At 74.0% G+C, this 16,453-nt stretch carries 15 protein-coding genes and 3 tRNA genes; 5 read left to right on the forward strand and 13 right to left on the reverse strand.

What is annotated here, in order from left to right; all coding sequences use genetic code 11:
- Nucleotides 1-61: 61 nt before the first annotated feature.
- From Q0795_RS14200 to Q0795_RS14210, 3 genes are all read right to left on the reverse strand, one after another.
- Nucleotides 62-772, reverse strand: coding sequence for a three-helix bundle dimerization domain-containing protein (locus tag Q0795_RS14200; protein WP_298890680.1), 711 nt, complete (start codon nt 770-772; stop codon nt 62-64).
- A gap of 88 nt (nt 773-860) precedes the next feature.
- The gene (locus tag Q0795_RS14205; RefSeq protein ID WP_298890682.1) at nt 861-1,079 is read right to left on the reverse strand and encodes a three-helix bundle dimerization domain-containing protein; all 219 of its coding nucleotides are present in this window, start codon (nt 1,077-1,079) and stop codon (nt 861-863) included.
- Nucleotides 1,080-1,159: 80 nt separating this feature from the next.
- A complete protein-coding gene (locus tag Q0795_RS14210) occupies nt 1,160-1,957 on the reverse strand; it encodes a siderophore-interacting protein (RefSeq protein ID WP_298890684.1) in 798 nt (265 codons plus the stop codon).
- 125 nt (nt 1,958-2,082) lie between these two features.
- On the opposite strand from Q0795_RS14210, the gene Q0795_RS14215 reads away from it, so the two are divergent.
- On the forward strand, nt 2,083-3,990 hold the full coding sequence (locus Q0795_RS14215) for a chorismate-binding protein (protein WP_298890686.1): 1,908 nt from the start codon (nt 2,083-2,085) through the stop codon (nt 3,988-3,990).
- A gap of 8 nt (nt 3,991-3,998) precedes the next feature.
- Here Q0795_RS14215 and Q0795_RS14220 read toward each other — a convergent pair whose 3' ends face one another.
- From Q0795_RS14220 to Q0795_RS14255, 8 genes are all read right to left on the reverse strand, one after another.
- Nucleotides 3,999-4,502 (reverse strand): DUF4442 domain-containing protein, encoded by a 504-nt coding sequence (locus Q0795_RS14220; RefSeq protein ID WP_298890688.1) that lies wholly within the window; start codon nt 4,500-4,502, stop codon nt 3,999-4,001.
- Complete coding sequence (locus Q0795_RS14225; protein ID WP_298890690.1) at nt 4,499-5,605, reverse strand: ABC transporter ATP-binding protein; 1,107 nt, start codon at nt 5,603-5,605, stop codon at nt 4,499-4,501. The genes Q0795_RS14220 and Q0795_RS14225 overlap by 4 nt, the downstream gene beginning before the upstream one ends.
- Nucleotides 5,606-5,649: 44 nt before the next feature.
- Nucleotides 5,650-7,236, reverse strand: coding sequence for an iron ABC transporter permease (locus Q0795_RS14230; RefSeq protein WP_298890692.1), 1,587 nt, complete (start codon nt 7,234-7,236; stop codon nt 5,650-5,652).
- A 32-nt stretch (nt 7,237-7,268) separates the two neighbouring features.
- A complete protein-coding gene (locus tag Q0795_RS14235) occupies nt 7,269-8,363 on the reverse strand; it encodes an iron ABC transporter substrate-binding protein (RefSeq protein ID WP_298890694.1) in 1,095 nt (364 codons plus the stop codon).
- 138 nt (nt 8,364-8,501) lie between these two features.
- Nucleotides 8,502-8,575 (reverse strand) — tRNA-Phe (locus Q0795_RS14240).
- A gap of 60 nt (nt 8,576-8,635) precedes the next feature.
- Nucleotides 8,636-8,709 (reverse strand) — tRNA-Asp (locus tag Q0795_RS14245).
- A gap of 24 nt (nt 8,710-8,733) precedes the next feature.
- A tRNA-Glu gene (locus tag Q0795_RS14250) sits at nt 8,734-8,806 on the reverse strand.
- An 82-nt stretch (nt 8,807-8,888) separates the two neighbouring features.
- A complete protein-coding gene (locus Q0795_RS14255; RefSeq protein ID WP_298890695.1) occupies nt 8,889-9,968 on the reverse strand; it encodes a PHP domain-containing protein in 1,080 nt (359 codons plus the stop codon).
- A 95-nt stretch (nt 9,969-10,063) separates the two neighbouring features.
- On the opposite strand from Q0795_RS14255, the gene Q0795_RS14260 reads away from it, so the two are divergent.
- Complete coding sequence (locus Q0795_RS14260; protein ID WP_298890696.1) at nt 10,064-10,495, forward strand: GNAT family N-acetyltransferase; 432 nt, start codon at nt 10,064-10,066, stop codon at nt 10,493-10,495.
- Nucleotides 10,496-10,535: 40 nt separating this feature from the next.
- On the opposite strand, the gene Q0795_RS14265 is transcribed toward Q0795_RS14260, so the two are convergent.
- Nucleotides 10,536-11,921, reverse strand: a complete 1,386-nt coding sequence (locus tag Q0795_RS14265; protein WP_298890698.1) for an NAD(P)/FAD-dependent oxidoreductase — start codon at nt 11,919-11,921, stop codon at nt 10,536-10,538.
- A 99-nt stretch (nt 11,922-12,020) separates the two neighbouring features.
- Between Q0795_RS14265 and Q0795_RS14270 the strand changes: the two genes are divergently transcribed.
- Entirely contained in the window at nt 12,021-13,016 is a 996-nt protein-coding gene (locus Q0795_RS14270; protein WP_298890700.1) for a pirin family protein, read from the forward strand.
- 3 nt (nt 13,017-13,019) lie between these two features.
- Nucleotides 13,020-15,191, forward strand: a complete 2,172-nt coding sequence (locus Q0795_RS14275; protein WP_298890702.1) for a chorismate-binding protein — start codon at nt 13,020-13,022, stop codon at nt 15,189-15,191.
- Here Q0795_RS14275 and Q0795_RS14280 read toward each other — a convergent pair.
- A complete protein-coding gene (locus Q0795_RS14280) occupies nt 15,166-15,546 on the reverse strand; it encodes a hypothetical protein (protein ID WP_298890704.1) in 381 nt (126 codons plus the stop codon). The genes Q0795_RS14275 and Q0795_RS14280 overlap by 26 nt on opposite strands.
- A gap of 32 nt (nt 15,547-15,578) precedes the next feature.
- On the opposite strand from Q0795_RS14280, the gene Q0795_RS14285 reads away from it, so the two are divergent.
- Entirely contained in the window at nt 15,579-16,421 is an 843-nt protein-coding gene (locus tag Q0795_RS14285) for an aldo/keto reductase (protein ID WP_298890706.1), read from the forward strand.
- Nucleotides 16,422-16,453: the final 32 nt, after the last annotated feature.

The raw sequence follows: 16,453 nt of genomic DNA on the forward strand, positions 1-16,453 counted from the left end.
GCGGCCGGCCCGACGCACCAGGGGACGGCCACCGGTGCTCGCCGGTCCCGCTCGGCCGGGCTCAGCCGCGCTCGGGGTCGTGCAGCTCACCGATCACCCGGCGCAGCTCCTCCTCGACCTCCGGGTCGGCCTCACGCTCGGCCAGGTCCTTCTCCAGGAGCGCGTCGACCAGCTCGGACACCCGGGCCTCGATCTCCTCGAAGGCGACATCGAGGTCCGAGCGCCCCTCGAGCGAGGTGAGGTCGTCCCAGTCGACCTGGTGCAGCCCGTGGGTGGGCATCTGCACCTTCTCCTCCTCGCTGAGCCCCATCGTGACGACGAGGTCGGAGGTGAGCACGAGCTTGCCGGTCATCGGGGTCACGGTGAACTCGTCCGGGTCGAACCCCTGGTCTCGGAGCAGGTCCTGGATCTCGGGCCGGATCTGCTCGCCGGGGACGACGCCCCCGGACCGCGCCCGGATCAAGCCCTCGCCGCGGCCGTTGGCGATGACGGCGGCGACGTGGCTGCGACCGGTGTTGGCGTCGTCGACGAAGAGCACCTGGGTGACGTGGGCGAGGTCGATGCCGCGCTCTCGTGCCCGCTCGGCGAGCAGCTCCTCGGCCCGGCGCTGGACGAAGACGGTGAGGAACTCATCGATGCGGGCCTCCCGCTCCAGCTCTCCGCGGGCCCGGTCGATCGCCTCGCCGATGTCCTGCGAGGACAGGGTGCCGTCGTACTTGCCCACGAGGGCACGGTGGAGCATGTCGATCTCGTGCGGGTCTGCGTGCGCCATGGGGCCAGCCAAGCACTGCTGCGGGGGCCGGGGTATGACGTCCGGGTGACGCGCGGGCGGACGCTGGCCGTCGAACGGGTGACGCGGCTCAGCGCAGCCCCCGGTAGTGCGCCATCTGGGTCAGCCGGTCCCGGGCGTCCTTGCGCAGCAGGGCGGTGAGGAAGTGCGGGGTGCGGGAGTGCGACTGCAGGTCCTGCCAGCTGTCCTCGACCACGAAGGCGACCTCCGCCCTGGTGAAGACCCCCTCGAACACCGTCACGAGCTCGTCGACGACGGCCGACACGGCGGCGGGCGCGGTCACGGACATACCGCGAGCCTGGCAGCCGCAGGTGTCGACCAGGTGTCGGCCCGGTGACGGGCCGACGGATGCTCCGGGACGACCCGAGGTCAGGCGGTGTCCGCCTGCATGGCGCGCACCCAGTCCGCCTTGACCGAGCGCCACTCCTCGTCCGTGGAGCCTCGGCGCCAGTAGGGCGAGCAGGAGAGCAGCGCCGGGTCGACGAGCGAGCGCTCGAGCAGGTGACGTCGCACCGCCCGGATCGACTCGGCCTCGCCGTGGACGAAGGCGCTGAGCCGCCCCGGGGGGAGGGGGGTGGCGGCGAGGGCGTCGACGAGCAACCCGGTGGGAACCGGGTGCCCGTCGCGGTGGAGGTAGACGACGCGGAGGTCACCCGGGGAGTCCAGGGCCAGCTCGTCGTCGGGTCCGTCGACCTCGAGGAGGGCCAGCGCGGGGCGGCCGGCGGGGACGGCCTCGAGGCAGGCGGCGACCGCCGGCAGCGCGCTCTCGTCACCGACCAGGAGGTATGCCTCGGCCGAGGTCGGCGGCGAGAAGTCGCCCGCCGGTCCGCGCAGCTGGACCCGGTCTCCCGGGGCGGCGTGCCGGGCCCAGCGACCGGCATACCCCACCTCGCCGTGCACCGCGATGTCCACGGCGAGCTCGCGCCGGCGGGGCTCCCAGGAGCGGACACTGATGCGCCGCGGGTAGGGGCGCCGGTGCCGGGGCAGGTCGCGGACCGTCTCGGTGTCGAACGGCGGTTGGTAGCCGGCCTCCGGGGGGAGGAAGAACATGTTGACGTAGGAGTCCGCGAAGGTGGGTTCGGCGAAGTCGTCGAGCCCCTCGCCGCCGAGGACGACGCGGACCAGGTGGGGGGTGAGCTGCTCGGTGCGCACGACCGTGCCGTACATGGATCTCCTTCAGACGCGTATTAGGCAAGGGTACCCTCACCAAATTGCCGGGTCGGTCGGCGGGTGGCCCTCAAGCCCTCCGCCACGGCGCCGCCCGCCTCGCGGTGCATGACAGACTTCCGCCCATGCCCTCACGCCTGCTGGACGAGATCCTGGCCGACCCCTCCGGGCAGGCGTGGGCGATCCTGTGGCGCGAGGGGCAGGACGAGGTCGACGTGCTGGTCGGGGAGGTGACCGACCTCGAGCTGCTCAGCCAGATCCCCCGCCCGCGCGGGGGCGTGCCCGTGCTGGCCATGGTGCCCTTCCGGCAGATCGCCGAGCGGGGTTTCGACGCCCGTCAGGACGACACGCCGCTGCGCGTGCTGCAGCCGACCCGCACCGCGCGCGTCGGCCTGCAGGAGCTGGTGGCGGCCTTGCCCGAGCGCCCGGTGCCGCTGACCGGGGAGCACTTCAGCGTCGAGGACGCCGACTACGCCCGGACCGTCGGGCGGGTCGTCGAGGAGGAGATCGGCGAGGGCGAGGGAGCCAACTTCGTCATCCGCCGCGACGTCCTCGCCCACTGCGAGGGCGACCACGCCGTCGCCGCCCTCACCTGGCTGCGCTCGCTGCTCGTCGACGAGCGCGGCGCCTACTGGACCTTCGCGGTGCACACCCCCGGGCACACCCTGGTCGGCGCGACGCCGGAGCGGCACGTCAGCGTCAAGGACGGCCGGGTCTGGATGAACCCCATCTCCGGCACCTTCCGGCACCCCGTCGACGAGGCGGAGGTGGAGCCTGAGTTCCGCGCCTTCGTCAAGGACACCAAGGAGACCGAGGAGCTCTTCATGGTGGTCGACGAGGAGATGAAGATGATGGCCCAGATCTGCTCCGACGGCGGGCGGATCACCGGGCCCTACCTCAAGCAGATGGCCCACCTCACGCACACCGAGTACCTCCTGGACGGGCGCAGCGACCGGGACGTCCGGGACGTGCTCCGCACGACGATGTTCGCCCCCACCGTCACCGGCTCGCCGATGGAGAACGCCTGCACCGTCATCGCCCGGCACGAACCGACCGGCCGCGGCTACTACTCCGGGGTGCTCGCCCTGCTGGAGGAGGACGACGAGGGCGGGGAGACGCTGGACGCGCCCATCCTCATCCGCACGGCGCACGTGCGCGGCGACGGCACCGTGTCGGTCAGCGCGGGCGCGACGCTGGTGCGGCACAGCGACCCGGTGTCCGAGTGCGCCGAGACCTCGGCGAAGGCGCGCGGGGTCCTCGCCGCGCTCGGGCTGCGGCCGCGCCGCCACCTCGGGTATGCCGTGGACCTCGGCTCGCTCCCCGGTGTCGCCGAGGACCTGGCCGCCCGCAACGACACCCTCGCGCCCTTCTGGCTCAGCCCCCAGGGGGCACGCCCCGACCCCGACCTGCTGGGGCGCCGCGTGCTCGTCGTCGACGCCGAGGACACCTGGACGCAGATGCTCGCCCACATGGTGCGCCACCTGGGCATGGTGCCCGAGGTGCGGCGCTGGGAGGACGTCACCCGGGCCGACGTCACCGGCCGGCGGGATGCCGGTGGGGCCCAGGGGGTCGACCTGGTGCTCTACGGCCCCGGTCCGGGTGACCCGACGGACGCCGCGGACCCGCGGATCGTGCGGCTGCGCCAGCTCATCGCGGACCGGGTCGAGGCGGAGCTGCCGGTGCTGGCGGTCTGTCTGTCGCACCAGGTGCTCGCCGCGATGGCGGGCCTGCAGATCACCAAGCTGCGCTCCCCGAACCAGGGGGTCCAGCTCCCGGTCGACCTGTGGGGAGAGGTGCACCGGATCGGTTTCTACAACACCTTCGTCGCCCGGCCGGGCCCGGCGAGCCTCCTGGGGCGGTCGCTCGAGGTGGCGGTGCACGTGCCGGACGACGCGGTCGTCGGTCTGCGCGGGGACGGGGTGGCCACGATCCAGGGCCACGCCGAGTCGGTCCTGTCCCGGGACGGCCTGCGGGCGCTGCACGCCCTCGTCCGGCACGCCCTGGGTCACCCCGTCGCACCGGACGCGCGGTAGGTCCGGCGTCAGGTCCGGCGGACGTAGAGCTGCTTGCGCACGCGGGCCAGCACTGTGCCGTCGTCGGCCACGACGTCGGTGGCGAACCAGCGCCGGGCCGGCGCCCCGTCGGCTGTCGCCGTCCGCAGCTCCTCCAGCACCTGTTCCTCGAGCGTGAAGCTCGCGCTCGCGGCGCCGCGTCCGGGGGCGACGAAGGTGATCTCCGCGGCCTGGTCCCACACGACATATCCCGGACCCAGTCCCCGCAGCACCATGATCATCCAGAACGGGTCGGTCATCGCGAAGAGCGAGCCGCCGAAGAGGGTCCCCACGTAGTTGCTGGTGAGCGGGGTGTGCCGGAGGCGCACCCGCACGTGCCGCAGGTCCTCGTCCATCCGCTCGATCCGGATGCCGGCGCAGAGGAACGGGGGCCACAGGTTCATGCCGAGCCGGAGCGTGCGGGGGGAGGTGGCCAGCGCCTTGAGCCGGCCGACCCGCTGCGTCGAGCGGGTCGCCCGAGGGGTACCGCTCATTGCGTCGGGGCGGGTGCGGGTCCGGGCAGGCCTCCGGGGACGGCACGGCACGCCCCCTGGACGCGCAGGCCCACGCGGGTGCCCACGGCCGGCGGGTGGGCGCCGCTGCGCGAGTGCACGAGGGTGCCGTCGTCGAGGGCGAGGGTGACTAGCGCGTCGTGACCGTGGAAGTCGACGGTCCGGACCTGGGCGGGTATGCCGTGCCCGCCCAGCACGACCTGCTCGGGGCGGACGAGGACGTGCGTGGCGTCGTCGACGCCGCCGGTGACCTCGACCCGGCCCAGCGGGGTCTCGACGAGGCCCTCGGCGCCCGCGTCGGGCACGGGGAAGAGGTCGGCCTCCCCGACGAAGGAGGCGACCCAGGCGTCGACCGGGGCGGCGTAGACGTCCTCGGGGGTGGCCACCTGATGGACCCTCCCCTCGCGCATCACCGCGACCTGGTCGGCCATCGACAGCGCCTCGCCCTGGTCGTGGGTGACGAGGATCGCCGTCGCGCCGTCGGCGTGCAGGGCGTCGCGGACGTCGCGGCGCAGCTCCACCCGCAGCGAGGCGTCGAGGGCGCTGAAGGGCTCGTCCAGCAGTACCAGCGGTGGACGCGGTGCCAGCGCCCGGGCGAGGGCGACCCGCTGCTGCTGGCCGCCGGAGAGCTCGTGCGGCATGCGCCGGCCGAGCCCGGTCAGCCCGACGAGCTCGAGGCACTCCTCGACGCGCCGGGACCGCTGCGTCCGGGGGGAACGCCGGGGCAGGCCGAAGCCGACGTTGTCGGCGACCGAGAGGTGCGGGAAGAGGGCACCCTCCTGCGGCACGACGGCGACCTGTCGGCGGTGCGGGGGTAGGTGGATGCCGGGCAGCGCCACCGCGCGACCGTGCACGGCGAGGCGACCCTCGTCGATCCGCTCGAAGCCGGCCAGACACCGCAGCAGGGTGGTCTTGCCGCACCCGGACGGCCCGAGGACGGCGAGGAACTCCCCGTCGTCGAGGTGCAGGTCGACGTGGTCGAGCGCGCGGACCGGGCCGAAGGACTTGCCGACGCCGATCACCTCGACGGCGTGCGTGCCGGCCGAGGTGCGGGAGGCCCGCGGGGCGTCGGCGGTCACGGGCATCGACGGTCCTTCCTGGTCGGCTGCGGGCGCGCGGGGGGTCTGGGTCATGGTGACACGGCCGGTTCGGTGGGAGCCGGGTCGGCCGGGCGGGGGACCCCCCGCGCGGGGCGGGGACCGGTGGCGTCGGCCGGCACGATGCCGGTCCGGCGCACCACCACCCAGGTGGGGAGGGCGGCCAGCGCGACGAGGAGCAGTGCGTAGGGTGCGGCCTCGGCGTACCGGCCGATGCCGGTCGCGCTCCACAGCCGGGTGGCCAGCGTCTCCATCCCCGTGGGGCGCAGCAGCAGCGTGGCCGGCAGCTCCTTCATCGCGGTGAGGAAGACGAGCGCGGCGCCCGCCCCGATCCCGGGCAGGGTGAGCGGAAGGGTGACCCGGGTGAAGACGCGGGCGGGAGAGGTGCCGAGGGACTGCGCCGCCTCCTCCAGCGACGGGGGCGCCTGCGCGGCGGCCGAGGCCACGGCGGCGACGGCGAGCGGGAGGAAGAGGGAGGCGTAGGCCAGCGCGAGCAGCCACGTGGTCTGGTAGAGCGGCAGCGCCACGGTCACGCCGAAGAAGACGAGGGAGAGCCCGACGACGACCCCGGGCAGGGCGTGGGCGAGGTATGCCGCCCGCTCCAGCAGCGCGCTCAGGCGCCCGGGGTGGCGGGCGGCCAGGAGGCCCACCGGCAGCGCGAGGGCGACGGTGAGCAGCGCCCCGAGCAGCGAGGCGCTGAGCGAGCCCCACGCGGCGCCGCCGATCCGGTCCCACGCCTGGCCCGCGGACGAGCCGGCGGCGATCCAGCGGGCGAGCGAGAGGGCCGGGACGCCGAGGGCGGTGATGACGACCAGGGTCAGGACGCCGGTGCCGACGAAGCGCCAGGGTCCGAGGTCCAGGGCAGGCGCGGGGCGGCTGACCGCGGCCGTGGAGAAGCGGGCGCCGGCCCGCCGGGTGCGGCCCTCGCCCCCGAGGATGGCCAGGGTCAGCAGCACCAGGACGGTGGCCAGGGTCAGCGCCATGGAGCGGTTGAAGCCCGAGCTGAGCGCGGTGAAGATGGCGCGGGTGAAGGTGTCAAGGCGCAGGATCGAGACGGCCCCGAAGTCGGCCAGGACGTAGAGCGCGGCGAGCAGGCCACCGCCGGCGATCGCGGGGCGGACCTGGGGGAGGGTGACGGTGGTCAGGGTGCGCCAGGGACCGCAGCCCAGCGACCGTGCCACCTCCTCCTGGCTGGCGTCGACCCGGGCCAGCGCGGCGGCGACGGGGAGGTAGACGTAGGGGTAGGTGTAGAGGGTGAGCACCAGGGCTGCAGCGCCGAACCCCTCGAACCGGGCGCCGGGGTCGCCGGACCACAGGTCGGAGACCGACACCCAGGTGAAGGCGGCGACATAGCTGGGCACGGCCAGGGGCAGCGCCAGCAGCACCGCCAGCGGCGCGCGGCCGGGGGTGTCGGACCGGGTGACGAGCCAGGCGCTGCCGACGCCGATGACCAGGCAGGCCAGCGTGACGACCAGGGCGAGCAGCAGTGAGGTGGTGGCGAGCCGGGCCACCCGCTCGGTGGCGACCGTCTCCCACCAGGCGGGCAGGCCGCCCTCCGCCGTGCGCAGGAGCAGGTAGCCCAGCGGGAGCAGCGCCACCGCCGTGGCCGCGAGGGCCACGGCGGTGAGCGCCGGGTGGGCTCGGCGGCCGGTCAGAGCAGGCCCGCCTCGGTGATCATCCCGATCGTCGTCTGGAGGTCCTCGAGGTCGTTGAGGTCGATGTCCGGGGTCTCGAGCTCCTCGAGCGCCGGGAGGCCGGCCGGGCCCTCGAGGCCCTCGATCATGGGGTACTCCGAGGTCTGCTCGACGAAGTAGGTCTGCCCGGCGTCGGAGAGCAGGTAGTCGACGAGCGTCTGCGCGTCGGTGTCCGGCTGCTCGCCCACGAGGCCGAGGCCGGAGATGTTGACCAGGGCGCCGGTGTCGCCGTCGGGGAAGAAGTGCAGGGCGACGTCCAGCTCCTCGGGAGCCACGCCCTGCTCTTCGGCCAGCTCGTAGACGTAGTAGTGGTTGACCAGGCCGACGTCGATCGCGCCGGAGTCGACGTCGGCGACGATCTCGCCGTTGCGCTCCCGGATCTGCGGGTCGTTGGCGGCGAGGCCCTCGAGCCAGGTGGCCGCGGCGTCCTCCCCCTCGAGCACCCGCATCGCGGTGACGAAGGACTGGAAGCTGGCGTTGGTGGGGGCCACGCCCACGCGGCCGGTCCACTCCGGGCCGGTCAGCTCCTGGACCGAGGCGGGCAGCTCGTCCTCGGGGACGGCCCCGGTGTTGTAGGCCAGGACCCGGGAGCGTCCGGTGAGCCCGACCCACGTGCCGTCCGCCGACTGGTAGGTGTCCGCCACCAGGTCGAGGGTCTCCGGCGGGAGCTCCTCGAGCAGTCCCTCCGCGGAGACGGCGCCCAGGGCCCCGGCGTCCTGGGCCAGGAAGGCGTCGGCGGGGGAGTTCTCTCCCTCCTCCAGGAGCTGGGCCGCCATCGCGGCGGTGTCGGCATACCGGACCTCCACCTCGATGCCGGTCTCGCTGGTGAAGTCATCCAGCACCGGCTGGACGAGCTCCTCGTTGCGGCCGGAGTAGAGGGTGAGGGTGCCGTCGCTCTCGGGGGCGGCCTCGTCGGCGCTGTCGTCCGCGGCGTCGGTGGCCTCGGTGGCCGTGTCCTCGGAGGCGGGAGCCTGCTCCTCCGTCGGGCTGCAGGCGGCGAGGGTCATCGGGAGCAGGGCGCCGACGAGGGCGAGGCGGGTCACTCGGATCATGGGGGTCGTCTCCTCCAGGAGCGGTCCAACTTAGGTGGACCTAACTTCACCACAGGCATGATCGTCTGCACAAATTCCCCGACCCCCGGAAACGCGAAAGCCGCGGGTGTCGTCAGGGCAGACCCGCGGCTTGTCGCGTGGCCAGGGGCGGGGTCGAACCGCCGACCTTTCGATTTTCAGTCGAACGCTCGTACCAACTGAGCTACCTGGCCGGAAGTAGTGAGCCGGCGTGGTCCCCGGATCTCTCCGGTGACCACGCCGCTCCTACTCTGCGACCCCGACGGGACTCGAACCCGCGACCTCCGCCGTGACAGGGCGGCGCGCTAACCAACTGCGCCACGGGGCCTCGATTTCAGGTCGAGACCTGGTGCATCCCCAACGGGATTCGAACCCGTGTTACCGCCGTGAAAGGGCGGGGTCCTAGGCCACTAGACGATGGGGACCTATCCGTTGAGGACGACGATGAGCATACGTGATGGCGCCGGGATGGACCAAAACGGTCGGTCCCGCCCGCGTGGCCGGGGCTCAGACGGCTGACGCGGGGTCCCGGGCCCATTCCACGAGGCGCTCCAGCGGCCAGGTGTTGACCACCCGGTCGGCCGGCACACCGTGGCGCACCGCCCGCTCGCAGCCGTAGTCGAGGAAGTCGAGCTGGCCGGGGGCGTGCGCGTCGGTCGACACCGCGAAGAGGCAGCCGGTCTCCACCGCGAGGTCGAGCAGCGCGCCCGGCGGGTCCTGGCGCTCGGGCCGGGAGTTGACCTCCACCGCGGTGCCCGTCCGGGCGCACGCCTCGAACACGGCGGTCGCGTCGAAGTCGCTGGGGGGGCGGGCGCGGGAGCCGCTGCGCGAGCCGCGGTCCCCGCGACGCGGCATGACCCGGCGGCCGGTGCAGTGGCCCAGGACGCTGGTGAGCGGGTTCTCGACCGCGGCGACCATGCGCCGGGTCATCGCGGGACGGGCCATGGTGAGCTTGGAGTGCACCGAGGCGACCCGCACGTCGAGCTCGCCCAGCAGGTCCTCGTCCTGGTCGAGGCCGCCGTCGTCGAGGATGTCCACCTCGATGGCCTTGAGGAGGGTGAACCCCGGCGTGGTCTGCGCGTTGACGGCGTCGACGACCTGCAGCTGGCGGCGCAGCCGGTCGGCGGTGAGACCGCGGGCCACGGTGAGCCGGGGGGAGTGGTCGGTGAGCGCGAGGTAGTCGTGGCCCAGCTCCATCGCGCTGGCCACCATCTCCTCGATCGGGCTGCCGCCGTCGGACCAGTCCGAGTGGCTGTGCAGGTCTCCGCGCAGCAGCTCGCGCAGCGGCTCCCCGCCGGTGGCCAGAGGGGTGCCGGCCCGGGACTCCAGGTCGGCCAGCTTGTCGGGTGTCTCGCCTCGCACGACGGCCTCGATGACGGCCGAGGTGGAGGGACCGATGCCGGCCAGGTCCCGCAGCGTGCCGGCCGCGACCCGGTGGCGCACCTCGTCCTCCCCCAGCGGCAGGATGACCGCGGCGGCCTTGCGGTAGGCCTCCACCCGGCGGGTCTCGGCGCGCTCGCGCTCGAGCAGGAAGGCGATCCGCCGCAGCACGTCCACCGGCTCGGGACCCCCCGGTGCGTGGCTCATGCCCCCACTCTAGGCGCCCCCACCCCCGCCCTCCTGGGCACCGGCCACCCCGGCGCGCGGCCCGGGGGCCGGGTCGGTCGACATACCCTGCTGGCATGGGCACCCTCCACGCCGCCAGGTTCGCCGACCTCGACGCCAGGACGCTGCACGACCTGCTCCGGCTGCGGGTGGACGTCTTCGTCGTCGAGCAGCGGTGCCCCTACCCCGAGATCGACGGGCGGGACGTCGAGCCCACGGCCGAGCACCTGTGGATGGACGTCGACGGTCAGGTCGCGGCGACCGTCCGCACCCTGGTCGACCCCGACGGCACGCGGCGGCTGGGGAGGGTGGCCACGCACCGCGACCACCGCGGGCACGGGTATGCCGCCCAGCTCGTCCGCGAGGGGCTGCGCCGGCTCGGCGACGGACCGGTCCAGATCGGCGCCCAGGCGTACCTGGCCGACTGGTACGCCCGGTTCGGGTTCGTCCGCAGCGGCCCGGACTACCTCGAGGACGGCATACCCCACCTGCCGATGACGCGGGGCTGAGCCGGGCCGCCGGACCCGACCGGCCGGTGCCCGCGGCAGGTCAGCGCTTGGGCTGCTTGCGGAAGTCCTCGCCGAGGTACTCCAGGGCCAGCCGGGCGTACACCTGCTGCTCGGTCACCGTGCGCTCGGAGCGGTCACGACCCACGAAGCTCACCGCCCAGTGCAGCAGCGTGGCCAGCTGGCTCTTGAAGCCGATGATGTAGAAAAGGTGCACGGCCAGCCACGCGACCCAGGCCGGGTAGCCGGTGAGTTCGATCCTGCCCCGCTTCATCACCGCGCGGAAGCGGGAGATCGTGGCCATCGAGCCCTTGTCGAAGTACTCGAACGCCTGGCCGGTCTCCTCCCCGCGGAGCCGTCGCAGGATCTGGTCGGCCACGTGCCGGGCCTCCTGGATCGCGCCCTGGGCCACCCCGGGGACCCCGTCGACCGCGGCCAGGTCGCCCACCACGAAGACCTCCGGGTGCCCCGGCAGGGTGAGGTCCGGCTGGACCTTGACGCGTCCGGAGCGGTCGAGCTCGGCGCCCGCCTGCTCGGCGACCTTGCGGCCCAGCGGGTTGCCCTGCACGCCGGCGGCCCACACCTTGGTCTGCGCCTCGATGCGCTCCTGGCTGCCGTCCTCGGTGGACTCCAGGACGACGCCGCCCTCGTCGACGTCGACAACCTTGCGGCCGAGCTTCACCTCGATACCGAGGTCGGTCAGGCTGCGCTCGGTCTTCGCCGCCAGGCTGTCGCCGAAGGGCGCGAGCACCTTGTCCACGGCGTCCACGAGGATGATCCGCGCCTGCGTGGGGTCGATGTGGCGGAACTCCTTGCGCAGCGTGCGCTTGCTCAGCTCGGCCAGCTGGCCGGCCATCTCCACGCCGGTGGGCCCGGCACCCACGACGACGAAGGTGAGCAGCCGGCGCACGTCGTCCTCCCGCCCGGCGGCGGCCGCGAGCTCGGCGAGCTCGAAGGCACCGTAGATGCGCCCGCGCAGCTCCAGGGCGTCGTCGATCGACTTCATCCCGGGGGCGTACTCGGCGAAGTGCGGGCTGCCGAACCACGACTGGTTGGCGCCGGCCGCGAGGATGAGGCTGTCGTAGTCGTAGACCATGTCCTCGCCGGCCGTGACCGCGGTCACCGAGCGCTCGTGGATGTCGATGTTCTTGACGTCGCCCAGCATCACCGTCACGTTGTCCTGGCTGGCGAGCACGTCCCGCGTCGGCGGGGCGATGACGCCCTCGGAGAGGATGCCGGTCGCGACCTGGTAGAGCAGCGGCTGGAAGAGGTGGTGGCCGGTGCGGGCCACCATGAGCACCTGCACAGCCGGGTCGGACAGCGCCTTGGTGGCGAACAACCCGCCGAAGCCGGAGCCGATGATGAGAACGCGGTGGGGGCGGGAGACGGACGGCTGGGGCGCCGGGGCGGACGTCTGGGGAGTGCTCATATGTCTAGTGAACAACAGATCCGCACCGCAGGATTCCGCCGCAGCCACCGCGTGCCCGCGGAGACGACGAGACGTTGCTCACGGTGGGAGGATGGGGCGATGAGCTCGTTGGAGACGCGCCCGGACGAGGTGGCCTGCGGGGACGGACCGGCCCCGGAGGGGTCGGTAACCGTCCTCGCCCCCCGCGAGGTGCCGCTGGGCGGACCCCGGGCCATGCGGGTGCGTCGCACCCTCCCCGCCCGCGGACGGACCATGATCGGGGCCTGGTGCTTCGTCGACCACTACGGTCCCGACGAGGTGGGGCGGTCCGGCGGGATGGTCGTGCCCCCGCACCCGCACACCGCCCTGCAGACGGTCTCCTGGCTGTTCAGCGGGGAGATCGAGCACCGCGACTCCACGGGGGCGCACGCCGTCGTCCGCCCGGGGGAGCTCAACCTCATGACGGCCGGCCGGGGGGTCTGCCACTCCGAGGTGTCCGTCACCGGTGACGAACCCCACCTGCAGGTGCTCCACGGCGCCCAGCTGTGGGTCGCGCTGCCGGCCGCCGACGCCGGGGTGGACCCGGGGTTCCAGCACCATGCGCCGCAGCCGCGGGCCGTCCGCGGCGGGCGCGTGAGCGTCTTCCTGGGGGCCCTCGGGGTCGACGGGGAGCAGACCCGCTCGCCGGTGCCGACGTATACCCCGCTGCTGGGCGCGGAGATCGTCCTGGACCCCGGAGCGCGGCTCCGGCTCACGGTCGACGCCGAGCACGAGCACGGGGTGCTCGTCGACCACGGCCGGGTGGGGGTCGGGGAGACGGAGCTCGAGCGCGCCGAGCTGGGCTACCTCGCGCCGGGTCGCGCGGAGCTCGAGCTCGCCGCGGGTGCCGACGGCGCCCGGGTGCTGCTGCTCGGGGGGCCGCCGTTCGGCGAGCAGATCGTCATGTGGTGGAACTTCATCGGCCGCTCCCACGAGGAGGTCGTCCAGGCGCGCGAGCAGTGGCAGGCCGAGCTCGGGCACGACCCCGAGGGCCGGTTCGGGGCCTTCCCCTACCCCGGCGGGGACTCCCTCCCGGCCCCCGAGCTGCCGCAGGTGCGGCTGCGCCCCCGGGGCTGAGGCGTGGCGGGCGAGGTCCTGCTGATCGACCACCTCGACAGCTTCACCTACAACCTGGCCGACCTGCTGCACCGCGTCCTGGGGCGGGCCCCCGTGCTGTGGCGGCACGACCACCCGGCCACGGCCCAGGATCTGCGGCGGTTCGCCGCGGTGGTCATCGGGCCCGGGCCGGGACGGCCTCAGGTCGACAGCGACCTGGGCCTGTCGGCGCTGGCGCTCCGCCAGCGGGAGGTCCCGGTGCTGGGGGTGTGCCTGGGCCACCAGGGCCTCGCCCACGTGGCGGGGGAGACGGTGGCGGAGATGAGCCTGACCCGGCACGGGATCGTCAGCCCGGTGGAGCACGACGGGCAGGGTCTCTTCGAGGGCGTGCCGTCGCCGCTGCAGGTCGTGCGGTACCACTCCCTCGAGGTGGTCGAGCCGCTGCGCTCGGCGCTGCAGGTCACCGCCCGGGCCGTCGACGACGGCTGCGTCATGGCGCTGGCGGACCCCGACCGGCCGTTCTGGGGCGTGCAGTTCCACCCCGAGTCGGTCCTGTCCGAGCACGGGGAGCGCGTCGTGGCGAACTTCCTGGCGCTGGCCGGCGTCCGGGCGGCGGCGGACGCGAGCGGGGCCGTGGTCGCCGTCGGCGACACGTTGCGGCCGCAGGAGCACCGCCGCGGGGGACGCCCGGTGCGGTTGCGGGCCCGGCTGCTGCGCGAGGACGCGGACCGGGTGCCCGCCCCCGACCTGCACGAGCGCCTCGTCGGCCGGTCGTCGAGCTCGGTCTGGCTGGACTCCTCGGACGGCAGCGGCTGGTCGCTGCTCGCCGACGGGCGCGGACCGCTGTCCCGGGAGCTGACCCACCGGGTGGGCGAGGGGGCGCCGCTGCTGGACCGGGTGGACGCCGAGCTGGACGCGTGGGCGCTGGAGGTCACGGACGAGCGGCCGGGGGAGGTGCCGTGGCGGCCCGGGCTCGTCGGCTGGATCGGCTACGAGGTCAAGGCCGAGACCGGCGCCGACCCGGCCGGGCGGCACCGCTCGCCGTGGCCGGACGCCTGGCTGCTCCTCGTCGACCGCGGGGTGGTGCTCGACCACCGCACCGACCGGGTGTGGGCGGTGTGGATCGAGGACGCGTCGACCGCCGGCGAGCAGGGGCGGTGGGCCGACGAGGTGGGTTCGGTCCTGGAGGCGGCCATCGAGCCGCCGGCGGCACCCGAGCCGCTGGCGGCGCCACCCGAGCCGCCGGTGTCACCCTCCGTCGACCGGGTGGGCAGGCATCCCGCACCCGCCACCCCGGCCTGGACCCCGGAGGACGACGAGGCCGGCTACCTCGCCAAGGTGCGCCTCGCCCAGGCCCAGATCGCGCGCGGCGAGTCCTACGAGATCTGTCTCACCACGGCATACCGGACGAGCGCGCCGGACCTCGACGAGGGCGAGCTCTACCGGGCGCTGCGGGAGGTGTCGCCGGTGCCGCACGGGGCCTGGCTGCGCGCGCCCGGCCTCAGCGTGCTGAGCGGCTCGCCCGAGCGCTTCGTGTCGGTCGACGCCGGCACCGGGACCGTCGAGGCGCGGCCGATCAAGGGCACCCGCCCCCGCGGGGGCAGCGCCGAGCAGGACGCCGCGCTCGCCGCCGAACTCGCGACCGCGGTCAAGGACCGGGCCGAGAACCTCATGATCGTGGACCTCCTGCGCAACGACCTGCACCGCGTGTGCCGCTCGGGCAGCGTGCACGTCCCGCAGCTGTGCGCGGTCGAGACCTACGCGACCGTGCACCAGCTCGTCTCGACGGTCCGCGGCGCGCTGGCCCCGCGCATGGGGCCGACGGACGTGCTGCGGGCCTGCTTCCCCGGCGGGTCGATGACCGGGGCACCCAAGGTGCGCACGATGGAGATCCTCGACGACCTCGAGGGACGGGCTCGCGGGGTCTACGCGGGGACGATCGGGTGGATCGGGCTGGACGGGTCGATGGACACCTCGATCGTCATCCGGACACTCACCCGGGGGCCGGACGGGGAGCTCGCCTTCGGCGTGGGCGGTGCGGTCACCGCGCTCTCGGACCCGCGGGAGGAGTATGCCGAGACACGCGCCAAGGCGCAGGCGATGCTGCGGGCGGTCGACCGGGCAGCGGCCGCGGCGAGGACGGGGCGGACGGGGGAGCGGCCGGGAGCGGTCAGTCCGGCTGGTCGGGCCCGATGAGCCAGATGCGGATCGGCTCCCTCCCGGGCACTCCTGCCAGGGTGAGGAGGAGGCCGTCCTCGCGCTGCTCCCAGCCGGAGACGGTCACGGCGTGGCGGTCGTGCAGGGCGCGCATCACGCGACTGAGGTCGCCCGGGGCGGCGCCGCCGACGAGGAAGGTGGTGGAGTCGGCCAGCCGCAGCCGACCGACGCCCTGGATGGGCCCCGGCGTGATCCCGCGGACCGGCACGCGGCGCGCGACGAGCCCCGGCAGCTGCAGCTGCAGGTGCCGGCTCAGGCGCAGCTGGGCCGCCGCCTCGTCCCGGCGGTCCCATCGCTCCCGCTCGGGGTCGCTGGGCAGGTCGTCCCATGCCATGCCCCCAGTGTGCCCGACGTATCGTGGGATGCATGACGAGTCAGCCAACGATCACCCTCAGCCCCGACGTCACCATCCCCCAGCTGGGGTTCGGCACCTTCCAGGTGGACGAGAAGGAGACCCAGCGGGTCGTGGAGGCTGCGCTGGAGGCGGGCTACCGGCACATCGACACCGCTGCGGGTTACTACAACGAGGCCGGCGTCGGCGCGGCCCTGCGGGCCAGCGGGCTGGCCCGGGACGAGGTCTTCCTCACCACCAAGCTGCGCAACGGCGACCAGGGGCGCGAGCGGACGAGGGCGGCCTTCGAGAACTCGCGCGAGGCGCTCGGGGTGGACGCCGTGGACCTCTACCTCATCCATTGGCCGGTGCCCAGCAAGGGGCTCGCGTCGCAGACCTGGGAGGTCTTCGAGGAGCTGCAGGCGGAGGGCGCGGTCCGAGCGATCGGCGTGTCCAACTTCCTCCCCGACCACCTCGCCGAGCTGTTGAAGGACGCATCGGTGACGCCCGCGGTCAACCAGATCGAGGTCCACCCCTCCTTCCAGCAGCCGCACACCCAGCGTGCCTCCCGCGAGGCCGGGCTGGCGGTCGAGGCCTACGCGCCCATCGGCCAGGGCGCCGACCTCGAGCTCGCGCCGGTGGCGGACGCAGCGCAGGCGCACGGCGTGAGCCCGGCCCAGGTGGTCATCCGCTGGCACCTCCAGGAGGGCCGCATCGTCATCCCCAAGTCCGCGACCCCGGAGCGCATCGTCTCCAACGCCGACGTCTTCGGCTTCGAGCTCGACGAGGCGCAGATGAGCGCGATCAGCGGTCTCGACACGGACGAGCGGATGTTCCCGGACCCGCAGACCGCGGACTTCACGCAGTTCCGCAGCTGAGCGCGCGGCTGGTGTGGTCCTGCGCGTCCGGT

The sequence above is a fragment of the uncultured Serinicoccus sp. genome, from assembly GCF_947487915.1.
Classification (GTDB): domain Bacteria; phylum Actinomycetota; class Actinomycetes; order Actinomycetales; family Dermatophilaceae; genus Ornithinicoccus.

What these genes read in the sequence shown, in the direction of transcription:
- Q0795_RS14200 (WP_298890680.1), bottom strand. Translation starts at nt 772, where the DNA reads ATGGCGCACGCAGACCCGCACGAGATCGACATGCTCCACCGTGCCCTC.
- Q0795_RS14205 (WP_298890682.1), bottom strand. Translation starts at nt 1,079, where the DNA reads ATGTCCGTGACCGCGCCCGCCGCCGTGTCGGCCGTCGTCGACGAGCTC.
- Q0795_RS14210 (WP_298890684.1), bottom strand. Translation starts at nt 1,957, where the DNA reads ATGTACGGCACGGTCGTGCGCACCGAGCAGCTCACCCCCCACCTGGTC.
- Q0795_RS14215 (WP_298890686.1), top strand. Translation starts at nt 2,083, where the DNA reads ATGCCCTCACGCCTGCTGGACGAGATCCTGGCCGACCCCTCCGGGCAG.
- Q0795_RS14220 (WP_298890688.1), bottom strand. Translation starts at nt 4,502, where the DNA reads ATGAGCGGTACCCCTCGGGCGACCCGCTCGACGCAGCGGGTCGGCCGG.
- Q0795_RS14225 (WP_298890690.1), bottom strand. Translation starts at nt 5,605, where the DNA reads ATGCCCGTGACCGCCGACGCCCCGCGGGCCTCCCGCACCTCGGCCGGC.
- Q0795_RS14235 (WP_298890694.1), bottom strand. Translation starts at nt 8,363, where the DNA reads ATGATCCGAGTGACCCGCCTCGCCCTCGTCGGCGCCCTGCTCCCGATG.
- Q0795_RS14255 (WP_298890695.1), bottom strand. Translation starts at nt 9,968, where the DNA reads ATGAGCCACGCACCGGGGGGTCCCGAGCCGGTGGACGTGCTGCGGCGG.
- Q0795_RS14260 (WP_298890696.1), top strand. Translation starts at nt 10,064, where the DNA reads ATGGGCACCCTCCACGCCGCCAGGTTCGCCGACCTCGACGCCAGGACG.
- Q0795_RS14265 (WP_298890698.1), bottom strand. Translation starts at nt 11,921, where the DNA reads ATGAGCACTCCCCAGACGTCCGCCCCGGCGCCCCAGCCGTCCGTCTCC.
- Q0795_RS14270 (WP_298890700.1), top strand. Translation starts at nt 12,021, where the DNA reads ATGAGCTCGTTGGAGACGCGCCCGGACGAGGTGGCCTGCGGGGACGGA.
- Q0795_RS14280 (WP_298890704.1), bottom strand. Translation starts at nt 15,546, where the DNA reads ATGGCATGGGACGACCTGCCCAGCGACCCCGAGCGGGAGCGATGGGAC.
- Q0795_RS14285 (WP_298890706.1), top strand. Translation starts at nt 15,579, where the DNA reads ATGACGAGTCAGCCAACGATCACCCTCAGCCCCGACGTCACCATCCCC.